This window comes from Zunongwangia sp., from assembly GCF_048269745.1.
Classification (GTDB): Bacteria; Bacteroidota; Bacteroidia; order Flavobacteriales; family Flavobacteriaceae; genus Zunongwangia.
Map to the genome: position 1 here is coordinate 24,341 of NZ_JBLXIB010000015.1, position 14,461 is coordinate 38,801.

The following is a 14,461-nucleotide window of genomic DNA, read 5'->3' on the forward strand; positions in this document are numbered from 1 at the left end:
AAAACCTTCATAATTTTATTTATGAAGGTTTAGTCTATTGTATAATTACATCGAAAAATTATGCTTCAGAAAGTGCATTTTTAATTCGTAGTAAAGCTTCTTTAATTTGTTCTTCACTAGCAGCGTAAGAAATTCGGATACATTCCGGATTTCCAAAAGCATCACCAGTTACTGTAGCAACTAAAGCTTCTTCTAGTAAAAACATAGAAAAATCTGTAGCATTATTAATTGTATGGCCTTTTATTGTTTTTCCGAAAAAAGAAGAAATATTTGGGAAAACATAAAATGCTCCTTCTGGTTCGGTGGTTACAAAACCTTCAATTTCATTTAAAAGATCAAGAATGAGTGTTCTTCTGGATTTAAATTTCTCAACCATGTAACTAATTTTGCTAACTGGTGCTTCTAAAGCTGTGATTACTGCTCGTTGAGCAATACAGTTGGCACCACTAGTTACCTGACCTTGTAGTTTGTTGCAGGCACGTGCTATCCAAGCAGGCGCTCCAATATAACCTATTCTCCAGCCTGTCATAGCAAATGCTTTTGCAACTCCGTTGACAGTTACGGTACGATCGTACATATCCTCGAACTCGGCCATAGAAGCATAATCGCCTATATAATTAATGTGTTCGTAAATTTCATCACTAACTACAATAATGTCTGGATATTTTGCTAATACATCAGCTAAGCCTCTTAATTCCTCTTTTGTATACACCATTCCACTTGGGTTACATGGTGAGCTATACCAAATCATTTTTGTTTTAGAAGTTATAGCTGCTTCTAGTTGTTCTGGTGTAATTTTAAAATTAGTTTCGTGCGTAGTAGGTACTTCTACCGGTACTCCTTCTGCTAATTTTACAATTTCAGCATAACTTACCCAATAAGGACATGGAAGAATAACTTCATCACCTTTATTTAAAACCGCAAGAGCTACATTTGCTAACGATTGTTTTGCTCCTGTTGATACTACAATTTGTGGATAGGTATATGTAAGGTTATTATCACGTTTAAATTTAGTGATAATTGCATCTTTTAATTCTACATAACCATCAACAGGGGTGTATGAATTATAGTTGTCGTTGATAGCCTGGATAGCCGCATCTTTAATAAAATCTGGAGTATTAAAATCTGGCTCTCCTAGTGATAGCCCAATCACATCTTTACCTTCGGCTCTTAATTCACGTGCTTTAGCAGCCATTGCTAATGTTTGTGAAGTCGCTAAATTGTTAATTCTGTCAGAGAGTTTTTCTTGCATTTTAGTTGAGTTGATAAAATTATTTTATAATTGACTGTGTATCTTTTATGAAATTTCCTGTAAACTTACATTTACTATAAGCTATTTTAGAAATTTGTATTCAAATTGATAATTATTATTTCAAAGGTAAAATATTAATTTTCTGAAACGAATTAAATCCTCATTTTCGTACTAAATTTCTAATTTTGTTTAAAAATCGTTCAATTTGGATTTACTACATAAATATTTTAAAGATTTAACGCCACAGCAAGTTTCTTATTTTAAAGAGTTAGAGACGTTATATAAGGATTGGAACCTAAAAATAAATGTTGTTTCTCGTAAAGATATTGATGAGTTGTATTTACGGCATGTTCTTCATTCTTTAGGAATAGCTAAGATACAGGCTTTTAATCCTGGGGCAGATATTGTAGATGTTGGTACAGGTGGAGGTTTTCCGGGCATTCCACTTGCCATTTTATTTCCTGAAACGAATTTTCATCTTGTAGACTCTATTGGTAAAAAAATGAAGGTTGTAGAAGAAGTTGTAGCTGGTTTGGGGTTAACTAATGTGAAGACCACAAATGATAGGATTGAAAATGTTAACGGAAAATACGATTTTATTATTAGTAGAGCCGTAGCTGCAATGCCAACCTTTGTTCACTGGACAAAAGGTAAGATTAAGAAAAAAAGTAACCATGAATTAAAAAATGGGATACTATATTTAAAAGGAGGTGATCTTTCTGAAGAACTTTCTGATTACCAAACTGCCACTATTTATGAATTAAGTGACTATTTTGAAGAAGAATTCTTTGATACCAAGAAAGTGGTTCACCTTCCTCTAAAATATAGAGGTTAGGGAATTATGCATCTAGCGTTTTATAATTTTTTTATTGATTATTTGAGATTCAGCATATAGTTTTAATAAATAAGGAGCTGTACTTTTTGGATGATTCATGCTATACCGTACTATTTCCTGAATGGGGATGTTTTCATAAACATTTATAAGGCTTCCTTTTAAATCGTAAATTAATAATTTGTTTAGTTTTTCTAACCTAGGGTTTTCAATATATATAGTATTTTCATCTGTTATGTAATAAATCTTTAGACCTAAAGAATTTTTTGTGGAATCAGGTATTTCCGGTTCTTCTTCCTGTCCCTCTTCTATAGGTTCTTCTTTTTCGGGGTTCTGAGTTTCTTCTTCTTGTGGTTCTTCTGCGGATTCTACTCTTGAAAAAGTAATAGCAAAGGTATCGTTGTATTCTCCAGGCTGTAAAATAGTCTTGTAATTTCCTTTTTTTAAATCGAAATAAGTACTATCTGTTTTGTCGAGAAGGTATACATTCAATTCCTCTCCAATATTTTCTAGTGCAATTACTTCTATATTAAATTCTTTACTTTCATTAATTATAACACCTAGGTCTAGAATCCTTTCATTATTAAAATCAGGAACTCCTTGAATAACCATTGCATCGTTTTTGTTAATAATCCAATACATATCTTCTTTTTGAAGATCGTAAATAGGAGCATCGTATCCTAAATCATATCCACTTGTTGTATTTGGATCTTCTCCAACAATTATTTGCCTGCGCATACCTCCAGGAGAATTGAAATTTAATCTAATTTTTCTACGTTGATCTTTGTTATTAATATGATGCGATTTTTCTACAAATTCTGGTTTTAAAAAAACAGATTCAGCATTCTCAAATTCTTTAGCAAATAAACGTTGGCTATTATTAAAAGTAATATTTCCTTCAGAGATTGTAATTTCGTTAGATGGATCAATAGTGCTATTGATGAAAAATCCCTGTCCGATTGGTAAAATAATACCTGGAGTTTTCTCACTAGTTTCATTAGTCGTATTAATCCGTTCATTATTTGCTATTGCAGGAATACCGCCAATTAAATTTACCGTAGCATAGCCACCAACGTATTCTCTTAAGTAATGAGAGTTTCTAGGGCCAAAGTGATCCCAGAGATAAATATTGCCATTGAATAAATTTTTATCACCTCTTGCGTTAGCTACAGTATTTTTATCAAGATTATCTAAAATAAAATCTTTTAAATTTATTGCTGAAGGATATGGATTTCCTAATAAGAAGTTATCACCTGGCTTACTATAAAGTTTTATTTCTCCATTATTGGGTAACCCCTTAAATGTGTAATTTTGTTTTGTTGAAATAGGAATATCCCCAGAGGTTCCCTTCATAGAGAATCCAATACCTGTTTTTAAGAGTTGGTTTTGATTAAATCTTTTCCAACCATAATAATTATTGGCTGTTTGCTGAAATGTATGAAGCCAAAATGTACTTATTCGTTTTGGACCGCTATAATTTTTAGAATCTGCCCATGTATGAGCAGTTCCAAAATTAATATCTAGAATATTTTCAGGATTAGTAGCATCTTTTAAGACTTCAGCTAATGTAAAGCCTCCATTAACTCCCCGAGAACTCACAGGAGAAGTCCAGTAATTATAATTAAAAGAATTGGCAGTACCTTTTTGATCTCTTGTTAGATATCCCAAACTTGAGTTATCTAATGTGCTATTTTGAGTTTGTACTAATTGAGATTCTCCATTTAAATCTATAATTCCATCTAGCTTTAAATAATCGGTAATAATAAGTGCTGTTCCGGATCCGTCATTTTGTAGACTATTACCATCCATAGTTAAAGTAGCATCTTGATTTACAAACAAGCCTAATATTTGTAAATAGTTTGTTTCATTAACATATGGGAAAGTTGTAGATTTTGAAATTTCAATGATATTCCAATTTACTTTATTAGTATTATCTATTCCGTAGCTTCCTGGGATTTGCCATACATCATTAATAGTTATATTATCACCAAAAGCATTATCAGGAACTAACCAAGATGAAGGGTTGTTCCAAGAACTATTTCGCTGATTCATAATGTAAGGAAGGGGGGCGCTGTTTTCTTGTGCTGAATGAGTATTTCGAATAGTCGCTCCTAATATATTTCCGGTAATGTCTTTTATTTTACCATCTATAAAATTTTCAGAATTTTGAAGTGGTAAATAAACTATTAAGTTATTCCATGAAAGATTTTCAGGTACAGCCTTTGGTAAAATAGTTCCTTTTAATGGATTACTTTCCGCTACCAAACGTTGATTCATTAGAAAATGAAGTTGATTTTCACTTAATTTTTTATTCCATATTCTTACTTCTTGAATAGAACCTCTAAAAAAATCTTTAGCCTGTTTCTCATTGGAAAGATCTTGTGATGCACCTATTAAAAATGGAGTAGTAGGAATTATAAAATTTGCGTTTTCTTCAGTTTTTAATAATTGAATTCCATCTACATATAAATAATAACTGGTACCATCGAATAATACTGAAATATGATGCCATTTACCTACTTTTAATTTATGTGGAGTAACTATAGAATTATTTTGATACTTAAAAGCAGGCGAACCATCTTTAAGTAACAAACTATATTCATCATTAGCTATTATATTTTGAATACTTTTATTACTGATTGTTTTAACCCAAGCCTCTATTGTAAAACCGGATTGAAGCTGACTGAAGTCTGCAGTTCCTAAGAAAATATGATCGTCTATACCATCAAAATCTACTGTATTGCAAGGTTCAGCTATTTCAATTGTTACATCTTTAAAATTAGAACAGTTGTCATTAAAAATAGTCCATCTCAGTGTATATAAACCAGGATCTCCACTGAAAGTAGTATTAGGATCAGTATTATCTTTAAAATTATAATTATTTGGACCTGAAACAACACTCCAAAGTCCGTTGCCTACTTGAGGTGTTTTTCCATTTAGTATAATGCTATTATAACCGCAATCTAGCGAAATAGGTTCTCCAGCATTAGCTGTAGATAATTGTTGAGGTGCTTTAATTTCAAAACTTTTAATAGCTTGACAATCATAGGCATCTAAAACCGTCAGGGTATATGTTCCTGGTTTTAAATTTTTTACCTCTTTTGTTGTATCGTTATTAGGAGTATTCCAGATGTAATTATATGGATCTCTATTAGTATCTGTAAAAGGAGTTCCTCCCGTTGCACTGGCAATTACAGAGCCGGTTTCTCCAGCACATTTAGGTTGCGTAATATCGAATTCTATAGTTATAGGAAATTCGGGTTGTGTGATAGTAACAGACGGAATTTTATAAATTGTTCCTTCTGAATCTTTAACCCAAACGGAATAATCTCCAGCTTCTAATATTTTAAAACTGCTACTGATTTGATACCCAGAATCTGCTCCAGTAATACTGTATTGATAAGGTGCTTTTCCTCCATTAGCGACAACAGTTATTGAACCTAATTTAGAGTCGTAACATTTTAATTCATAACCTTGTGCTTCTGCAAACAATGGTGTAGAGATTATTTGATCGTTATCTGTAGAATAACATTTAGGATTCTGACTTTGTCCACAGGATCTATCTTTTTTATTAGAAAATTTAACATAAATGTTTTCTATTGTAACTTCATCACCACAAGTGTATTCAATAGGGATTGTTTTAGCTACAGAAGGAATTACTTGTTTTTCATAAAAGCAGTTACTCGTTCTGTAAGATTTGGTGATTCCGGTTTTTATACTTTTAACAGTATATTTAAATTCAGTATACAGCGAATATCGGCTAGGATTCTGATCTAACAGAATATAGATATACTTTAAGCTATTATCGTTACAATTTGCAATAGTGATTTCATTTCCGTTTTCGTCTCCAATAAAAAAACCACCTAAATCAAAATCATTAGATCCACAATTATCAATAAAACACTCACCTACATATTGGTCGTAAAAAAACTCATTACTGAAACCTTCCGCATCGGTTACTGTTAATTTTATTTTATAGTTTCCATCATTGGCGTAAACAACTCGATTAGGTCCGGAATTTGTGTAGCTACTTGCGCTTTCATGATCTCCATAATCCCATTTATAGGTATAAGGAGCTACACCACCTTGAGCAGAGCCATTTAATATTTCAAAATATGAAATACGTATAGGATTGTCTTCACAAACGGAAGTTGGTAATATTTCTGTATATAGAATTTCATTAACTTTTACTGTAATAATTTCTGAACAACCATTATTGTCGATAATGGTTACTTCATAATCTCCAGAGTTAAGATGCTGAGCTGTTTTTGTAGTGGTTATAATCTCAGAAGTACCTTTAATTCTCCATTGATAAGTATAACCAGGAGTTCCTCCTGAAGGATAAACTGTAGCCGTTCCTGTTGGAGTGTTAAAGAATGTAGTTCTTGTACTTGTTGAGGTTACAGTTAAAGGATTTGTAGGTTCTGTAATTTCTATGTTTTTAGCAATTGTTGTTGAGCAATTTTGGTTAGCAGCATCTCTTATTTTTAGTTGATAGCTTCCTTCTTGAAGATTATTAAATACATTTGAAGCTGACCAATTAATTCCATCTATACTATATTCATAATTGCCGCTACCACCATTGCTGTTTTGAAATCTAATACTACCGGAAGATCCTCCGTAACATTTTATATTTGTTTTAGAAAAATTAGAAGTGATTTGTTCAGGCTGATTAATTGTGAAAGCTTGTTCTAAAATACAGTTGTTTGCATCTTTAATCACTAAAGTATAGTTACCTGCATTTAAATTTTCGAAAATAGTCGAGGATGAAAAATTAGTGCCATCTACAGAATATAGAAAGGGAGGTGTACCACCATAAATATTACCTACTATTAATGTTCCGTCATTATTATTATTATTATAACAAGAAACTTCAGTAGTTTCTGGAAATTCAGCATATAATCGGCTAGGTTGTGTTATTGTAAATTCTTTACTGATAATACAGTTATTAGCATCTTTAGCAATTAATAAATAATTACCAGCTTTTAATTGCTCAAAATTAGGACTGGTTTGAAAGTCAGTGCTATTTATTGAGTATTGATACGGTGCCGTACCACCATTAACAGAACCTGCCGTAATCGATCCGTCGTTATTTCCGTTACAAGAAATGTTGCTAACCGTAGGATTTTGCATTGTAAGAACTTGGGGTTCATTAATGGTAATAGTTCTTTCAGAAGAATTATTTTCATCATCCGTAACAACAAGAGTATAAATGCCTGCACTTAAGTTTTCGATATCTTTAACTTCAGCTGTAAAAGAATTAGAACTTGACCATTGATAGGTGTAATTTCCGGTTCCGCCTGAAACCATGGTAGTTATTCGACCGTCGTTTCCATTTGCACAGGAAACATCTGTAGAATTTAAATTAATTACAATACTATTCTGCTTTGTATTTGCATATATATTTCCTGCAAATATTAAAATACATGCTATCGTAATTAATGAAAAATAAAAAATCTTGGTAAAAAAACGCATCAATAAACCAGTTTTAGGGTTGTAAAACTACTGGTTATTCGATTAAGTGTGGTTTAGAATCCGTAAATGTAATGTTTTTTATTTAAATTAAAATAATTTGTAAGAAAAATCTTTAGTTAAGTAAAAAAAGCCACTTTAATAAGTGGCTTTTAGCTTCTATAAGCTTCTGTAAATTATTTCATATGAGGATAAGTATAATCCGTAGCTGGAACAAAAGTTTCTTTAATTAATCGAGGAGAAATCCAACGCATTAAATTTAATTTAGAACCTGCTTTATCGTTAGTTCCACTTCCTCTTGCTCCACCAAATGGCTGCTGTCCAACAACTGCTCCGGTAGGTTTATCGTTAATGTAGAAATTACCGGCAGAATTTTGTAAAATATCAGTTGCCCTAGCCGCTTCATATCTATCTGCTGAAAATACAGCACCTGTAAGGGCATATCCACTTGTATTGTCTAATATATGCAATGTTTCTTCCCATTTATCATCTTCATATACATAGATAGTTACAACAGGACCAAATAACTCTTCTTCCATAGTTGTGTAATGCGGATCTTTTGCAAGAATTACTGTTGGTTCAACGAAATATCCTTTAGATTTATCGCAATTACCACCTACCACAATTTCAGCATCTTCATCTTTTTTAGCTTTCTCAATATAAGAAGATAATTTATCGAATGATTTTTCGTGAATTACTGCTGCCATGAAGTTAGAAAGGTCTTCTGGAGATCCCATTTTTATGGATTTTATATCTTCAATCACATAATCTTTAATTTCTGGCCATAAACTTTTAGGTAAATATACTCTAGAGGCAGCACTACATTTTTGGCCTTGATATTCAAAAGCACCTCTTGTTATGGCTGTAGCTACTTGTTTTGGGTTCGAAGTTGGGTGTGCGATAATAAAATCTTTTCCTCCAGTTTCTCCTACAATTCTTGGATATGATTTATAGGTATGAATATTATTACCAATTTTAGCCCAAATATTTTTAAATACAGCTGTACTACCTGTATAATGAATTCCTGCAAAATCCGGACTAGCTAATACAGTATCTGTAATCATTTCAGGGTCTCCCATAACCATATTAATAACACCATCAGGTACACCTGCTTCTTTAAATACTTCCATTATAACTTGAGCAGATAACATTTGGCTATCACTAGGTTTCCAAACAGCTACATTACCCATTAATGCAGCACTGGCAGGTAAGTTACCAGAAATAGCCGTAAAGTTAAATGGGGTTATTGCATAAACAAAACCTTCTAACGGTCTGTATTCTATACGATTCCAGTTTCCATCTGAAGAGTTAGGCTGTTCATTATAAAGATCAGACATATATTCTACGTTAAAACGTAGAAAGTCACAAATCTCTGCTGCTGAATCAATTTCGGCTTGATAAACTGTTTTGGATTGCCCAATCATAGTAGCAGCATTCATTTTTTGGCGGTAGGGTCCAGAAATCAAATCGGCTGCTTTTAAAAAAACAGCAGCTCTTTGTTCCCATTCTAATTTAGCCCATTTTTTTCTAGCCTCTAAGGCTGTATCAATAGCTTTTTCAATATGTTTTTTTTCAGCTAAATGATATACACCACATTCATGTTTATGATCGTGAGGTGGGTTTATAGTAGCTGTTTTTCCTGTTTTTATTTCTTCAGATCCTATATAAAGAGGGACATCTACTTTAGTATTGTATAATTCTTTATAAGTAAGTAATACTTCTTCTCTTTCAGGGGATCCTGGAGCATATGTTTTTACTGGTTCGTTTTGTGCTTTTGGAACATGAAAAAATCCTTTTCCCATAATATTATTTAAATTTTTTGATTCTTATTAGTTTCTTTTTTAAAGGTATGAAAATCTTACTGTAATGTAGAATCTTAATTGCGGATTCACTAAAGCTTAACTTTTTTTGTAAATTCATACTTCATGATTAAGAAAATTTTATGTGTACCGTCACTTTTATACCGAATATTGAGGCTTCAGAATTGAATTCATTTTTAATAACTTTTAATAGGGATGAAGCTATAGGTCGAGAAACATTTCCGCCAAGTTGTAAAACTGAAGAAGGGGTGGGAATGGTATTTCCGAAAGATGGAGTAGCAGGGGGAACTTGGTTAGGTATTAGTAGTCGAAAAAGAGTGGTGGGAATTATGAATGGCGGTTTTAAAGCTCATAAACGAAATCCGCCTTATCGAAAAAGTAGAGGAGTAGTTGTAAAAGAATTTTTAGCTACTGAAAACTTTATTGATTTTACGAAAGATTATAATTTTCTAGGAATAGAACCTTTTACACTGTTAGTGGTTGAATTTGAAAAAACATGTAAAGGCTGGCAATTGGTTTGGGATGGAACCGATTTACATCAAAGTATAATTGATAATAAACCTGCTATTTGGTCTTCTTCACCTTTATATGATAAAAACATGCATCAAAAACGACAAAATTGGTTTGCCGAAAACTTAAATAAAAAAGGAATAAGTGCTGAAGCATTGTGGAATTTTCATCATAATGCCGGAGAAGGGAATCCTGAAACAAATTTAGTGGTAGATCGTGGTTTTTTAAAAACCCAAAGTATCTCCCAAATTGAAATTAGTGAAAAAAAGCAACATTTTAAGTATGAAGATCTTTCAACTGGAAAACTAACATTTTTAGACTTGTCTAATTTAATGCAAAAGGAGCACTCAGTTTAAAAGAAGGAATAATTACTTTAACTTTACGAGTAGAAGTGAAATTTACCATGTTATAATATCCTTTCATAGAACCAAAAGCCGTATTTAAAAGGCATCCGCTATGGTAACTATGTTTTTCTCCAGGGTTAATTACTGGTTTTTTGCCAATAACGCCTTCACCTTCTATATATTCTTTATTGTTTAGAGCATCTTTTATAGTCCAAAATCGAGATTGTAATTGGACAACATCATTGCTATGATTCTCAATAGTTATATGATAACCAAAAGCAAATTTTTCTTGTTTTTGATGATAGAATATACCTTTAAAGTATGTGCATACTGCAATTCTAATTCCTTGAGTGATTTGTTCTATCATAATTGTTATCAAAAAAATGCAAAAGATCCAAATAAAGATAATAAGCCCATAATTATGGCTAATATAAAAAATATAGTATTGAGTAGTATAAATTTAACAAGGGTTTTAAATCTACCTTGATTGTAAAAATTTCGTAACCCTTTATATAAATAACCAATAAAAATAATATGAGCAATATTTGTAGCGATATCACTTTTACTTAGAATATCGATTGTAAGTGCTAAGCTATATAACATAAAACACATACTTTGCGTATGGAAGCTAAAAGTTAGATGCTCCATATAATTATAGTTTGAACGCAAATAAAGTAGACTTATAAAAAGAGTGAAAACAGGCAGAAATAAGAAAATTATAAAGGGAAGTTTGCCTATTAGGTAATTTACAAATAACTGCGGATTTTGTTTTAAAAGATTAAAATCAGTTACTTTTTTATACAACCATCGGTTGTAAGCTGAATTTTCTATATTGAGTTCGTTAAGAGCAGCTTCTGGAAACGAATTTTTAGTTTCTTCAAAGTATAAATTGAATAATTTAATTTTTGAAAGGAACGATTTTGTTGTTGTTAATGAATCGATTTCTTCTTGAGAAAGCAAAAAATCTTTATAGTTTTTTACTTTTGATTCTGGCTTTTTAATTAAAAAATCTAGCTGAGTTGTGGGTAAACCTTCTAATTGAAGAGCTACCTTATTTTGTGTGTTGATACTGTCGATTTCTTGAATTACCTCTTGCTGATTAGAAGACATATTGGGTATGTTCAAAGACGAGTCAAATCCGTAGATTAAAAAAAATACGATAGCAGTAGTCAGAAAAAATCGGTAGGGATTAACATAGCGCATGCGTTTCCCTTCAATATAATCTTTAGATATTTTTCCGGGCTTAAAAAGCAAAACTCTAAGTGTCCGTATAAATCGAGAATCGTAAGCAAATAAACCAGAGAATAATTCGGATAAAAGGTCTTTAAAAGATAATTTTTTTTCAATTCTTGCTTGCCCACAGTTTGGACAAAACTTATCGGTTTCGCGTAGTGGAGTGTGGCAATTTAGGCAACTATAATTTTTATAGAAAGCTATCTCTTTTTTATTCATTTTGGATTAATTACGTAAGTTTTTAGAGTTCGCAGCTCCAATCCCAATTAATTGATCGTATCGACCACCGATATCTCGATAATAGACTAAAATTTTATAATTATTTTCGGTTTCATCGTAGTTTCCGCTTATAAAACCTTCATCTATATTATTGTCTTCTTTTACTAATACATATTTGTAATCGTAATATCCCTGTTTAAAAAGTCTGGCTGTTTCATAAAATCCGGTTTCTTCATTTAAGTAAAGCGTAGTGCTTTCATCGATTGTGAAATTATTAAAAGCACCATAAATATGTAGTTTACCTTTGCCAATAGACTCGTAATTTTTTAGTTGAAAATGAACCCAAGTATATTCAGCTTCAATTTCAGAATTTTCAGCGTTTAATTGTCGCACAATATAATTGCCGTTAATGTCCGGGTTATAGGTGTATGGTGTAGATTCTCTAGATAAATCTAATGTTAAATAGTGGTGGTATAATTCATCTAAACTGATATGAGAAATAGCGGCGTTAGTTCCGCGTAAATCTTTAGTGTCAAACTTCAAATATTCGTTACCACCATAAAATGATGTTGGTAAATCGTATTTATAAATAAGTTCATTCCCAAGTGTATATTGTGGTTTTATATTTTTAATAGCTGTTTTTAAATTATCGTTTTGAGTTATAAGAATTTTAATGGTTTGTTCCGGACGTTTTATTGCGAAATTTTTGGTGATGATTTTAAAATTGACCAACTGTTTTGTTTGAATATAGTTTAAATTTCTAGCTCTAACAATGCTAGCAGCAACAGGAAGTTTATCCTCGAAGACCATAAATTTTCTTGAAAATACTAATTCTTTATTTTCATTATATACAGATAACATATAATTCCCTGAAACTTTTAAAGCTTTGGTGTACTTGTTAGGAATTTGAAGTTTATAATGTGAGTAGGGTTGAAGTGTGTTGTAGGAATTTTTATAATTTATAATTCGGACATCATCTATACCTTCTAAAAACTCATTTTTAGCAAGTTGAGAAGGTTCCCAGTTGTAATTGTAATGTTGTATAGTGTAAAAATAATCTGCTTCATCTCCAATTAAATCGTCAAAGGTTAATGTTAACGTTGAATTAAGAGGAATACTAGGGTTTGTTTTATTGGTTGGTTCGTTTTCAGTTCCAGATAAAGAAACAGTCCTAATATAATTAGGAGGTAAGACTTCTGTAGCTGTTTGCCCGATTACTTGAAAACCAAAAACTAACAGGCTTATAAAAAAAAATGATTTTTTCATGCTTTAAAATTATAGTAAAATAAAGACATTTTCGAAATATGAACAAATACGAATATTTTTAACAGAAGTGTCTTTGTAAAAAGTTAGTGTTTATTGGGAAAAATGTTATGAAAAAACTAAATTTGCGACACTTTAAAATAAACTCATAATATACACTCCATCCTATGTCAAAAGACATTCGAATAAAAAGAGGACTTACTCTACGATTAAAAGGGGAGGCGGAAAAGCAAATTGTTGAGGCCCCAAGGTCTAAGACCTACGCGATTAAACCTCCAGATTTTCATTCAGTTGTTCCTAAAATGGTTCTTAAAGAAGGAGCTAAAATACTTGCAGGAGATGAGCTTTTCTTTTCTAAATACACAGAAGAGGTTCGTTTTACATCACCAGTAAGTGGGACTTTGAAAGAGATTAAACGCGCTGCAAAACGTCGAATTATCGAAGTGATAATTGAAGCTGATGCTACCGATTCTTATAAAGATTTTGGGAAGTTGAATGCTGCTACGGCACCTGCGGAAAGCGTTAAGGAAAAGATTTTATCTAGTGGTTGTGGCGCTTTTATTATGCAACGCCCCTACGATATTGTAGCAGATCCTAAAGATACTGCGAAATCTATTTTTATCTCAGCTGTTAGTACCGCACCTTTATCAGTCGATTTAGGGTTTGTCTTAAAAGACAAAGTTAAATCCTTCCAAGAAGGAATTTTTGCATTGCAAAAATTAACGCCAGGAAAAGTACACCTTTGTGTAGACGATTCTTCATACCCGGTATTGAAAGATATTAAGGGAGTAGAATTACACAGAGTTAGTGGACCTCACCCTGCAGGTAACGTTGGTGTTCAAATCCATAAAATCGATCCTATTAATCAAGGAGAGCGTGTTTGGATTGTAGCTGCAGATAATGTACCAGTAATAGGGGATTTATTCCTAACTGGGCAATATCATGCTAAGAGAACTATTGCAGTTGTTGGTAGTGAAGCAAAAGATAGAAAATATTATAGTTCTATAATAGGAGCGAATTCTGCCGATTTTATTGGTAACCAAAATCCAGATGATGTACGTATTATTTCTGGAGACGTGTTAACAGGAGATAAACTCTCTAATAATCAATATCTAGGTTTCTATCACAATACATTAACTTTAATTCCAGAAGGTAATAACTATCGTTTATTCGGATGGCTTCCTTTTACATATAATAATATTCACTCTAATTCTAAAACTTCATTGTCTTGGTTGTCGAATAAAAAATTTGAACCAACAACCAATCTTAATGGAGAAGAACGTGCTTTGGTAGTAACAGGAGAAATGGAAGAAGTTTTTCCTATGGATATTTATCCAATGCAATTGATAAAAGCATGTTTAGCAGGAAATATCGAAAAAATGGAGAATTTAGGAATCTACGAAGTAGCTCCTGAAGATTTTGCGTTGATAGATTATGTGAATACTTCTAAAATAGAAGCTCAGGAAATCATTCGACTTGGACTAGATTTAATGATTACTGAGGTAGGATAAAAAGT

9 protein-coding genes are annotated in these 14,461 nt (G+C 32.0%); 3 read left to right on the plus strand and 6 right to left on the minus strand.

The window, feature by feature from the left end; genetic code table 11:
- Positions 1–58: 58 nt before the first annotated feature.
- Positions 59–1,252 carry a pyridoxal phosphate-dependent aminotransferase gene (locus ACN0WI_RS14620; RefSeq protein WP_417887788.1) on the minus strand — a complete coding sequence of 398 codons (1,194 nt, stop codon included), beginning with the start codon at positions 1,250–1,252 and terminating at the stop codon, positions 59–61.
- 205 nt (positions 1,253–1,457) lie between these two features.
- Here ACN0WI_RS14620 and rsmG point away from each other — a divergent pair, with 205 nt between their 5' ends.
- Positions 1,458–2,087 (plus strand): 16S rRNA (guanine(527)-N(7))-methyltransferase RsmG, encoded by a 630-nt coding sequence (gene rsmG, locus ACN0WI_RS14625; protein ID WP_417887789.1) that lies wholly within the window; start codon positions 1,458–1,460, stop codon positions 2,085–2,087.
- Between the two features lie 12 nt (positions 2,088–2,099).
- Here rsmG and ACN0WI_RS14630 read toward each other — a convergent pair whose 3' ends face one another.
- Both ACN0WI_RS14630 and pruA read right to left on the minus strand, forming a co-directional pair.
- Positions 2,100–7,559 carry a LamG-like jellyroll fold domain-containing protein gene (locus tag ACN0WI_RS14630; RefSeq protein ID WP_417887790.1) on the minus strand — a complete coding sequence of 1,820 codons (5,460 nt, stop codon included), beginning with the start codon at positions 7,557–7,559 and terminating at the stop codon, positions 2,100–2,102.
- Positions 7,560–7,732: 173 nt separating this feature from the next.
- Positions 7,733–9,358, minus strand: a complete 1,626-nt coding sequence (gene pruA, locus ACN0WI_RS14635; RefSeq protein WP_417887791.1) for an L-glutamate gamma-semialdehyde dehydrogenase — start codon at positions 9,356–9,358, stop codon at positions 7,733–7,735.
- Positions 9,359–9,498: 140 nt separating this feature from the next.
- On the opposite strand from pruA, the gene ACN0WI_RS14640 reads away from it, so the two are divergent.
- Positions 9,499–10,242 (plus strand): NRDE family protein, encoded by a 744-nt coding sequence (locus ACN0WI_RS14640; RefSeq protein ID WP_417887792.1) that lies wholly within the window; start codon positions 9,499–9,501, stop codon positions 10,240–10,242.
- Here the strand turns inward: ACN0WI_RS14640 and apaG are convergent.
- From apaG to ACN0WI_RS14655, 3 genes are read right to left on the minus strand one after another with little or no spacing between them, the layout of a single operon-like run.
- Positions 10,211–10,597, minus strand: a complete 387-nt coding sequence (gene apaG / locus ACN0WI_RS14645; protein WP_417887793.1) for a Co2+/Mg2+ efflux protein ApaG — start codon at positions 10,595–10,597, stop codon at positions 10,211–10,213. The genes ACN0WI_RS14640 and apaG overlap by 32 nt on opposite strands.
- Positions 10,598–10,605: 8 nt before the next feature.
- The gene (locus tag ACN0WI_RS14650) at positions 10,606–11,682 is read right to left on the minus strand and encodes a DUF3667 domain-containing protein (RefSeq protein WP_417887794.1); all 1,077 of its coding nucleotides are present in this window, start codon (positions 11,680–11,682) and stop codon (positions 10,606–10,608) included.
- Between the two features lie 6 nt (positions 11,683–11,688).
- The gene (locus ACN0WI_RS14655) at positions 11,689–12,948 is read right to left on the minus strand and encodes a DUF5103 domain-containing protein (RefSeq protein WP_417887795.1); all 1,260 of its coding nucleotides are present in this window, start codon (positions 12,946–12,948) and stop codon (positions 11,689–11,691) included.
- A gap of 164 nt (positions 12,949–13,112) precedes the next feature.
- Here ACN0WI_RS14655 and ACN0WI_RS14660 point away from each other — a divergent pair, with 164 nt between their 5' ends.
- Entirely contained in the window at positions 13,113–14,456 is a 1,344-nt protein-coding gene (locus tag ACN0WI_RS14660; RefSeq protein ID WP_417887796.1) for a Na(+)-translocating NADH-quinone reductase subunit A, read from the plus strand.
- The last annotated feature ends 5 nt before the right edge of the window (positions 14,457–14,461 follow it).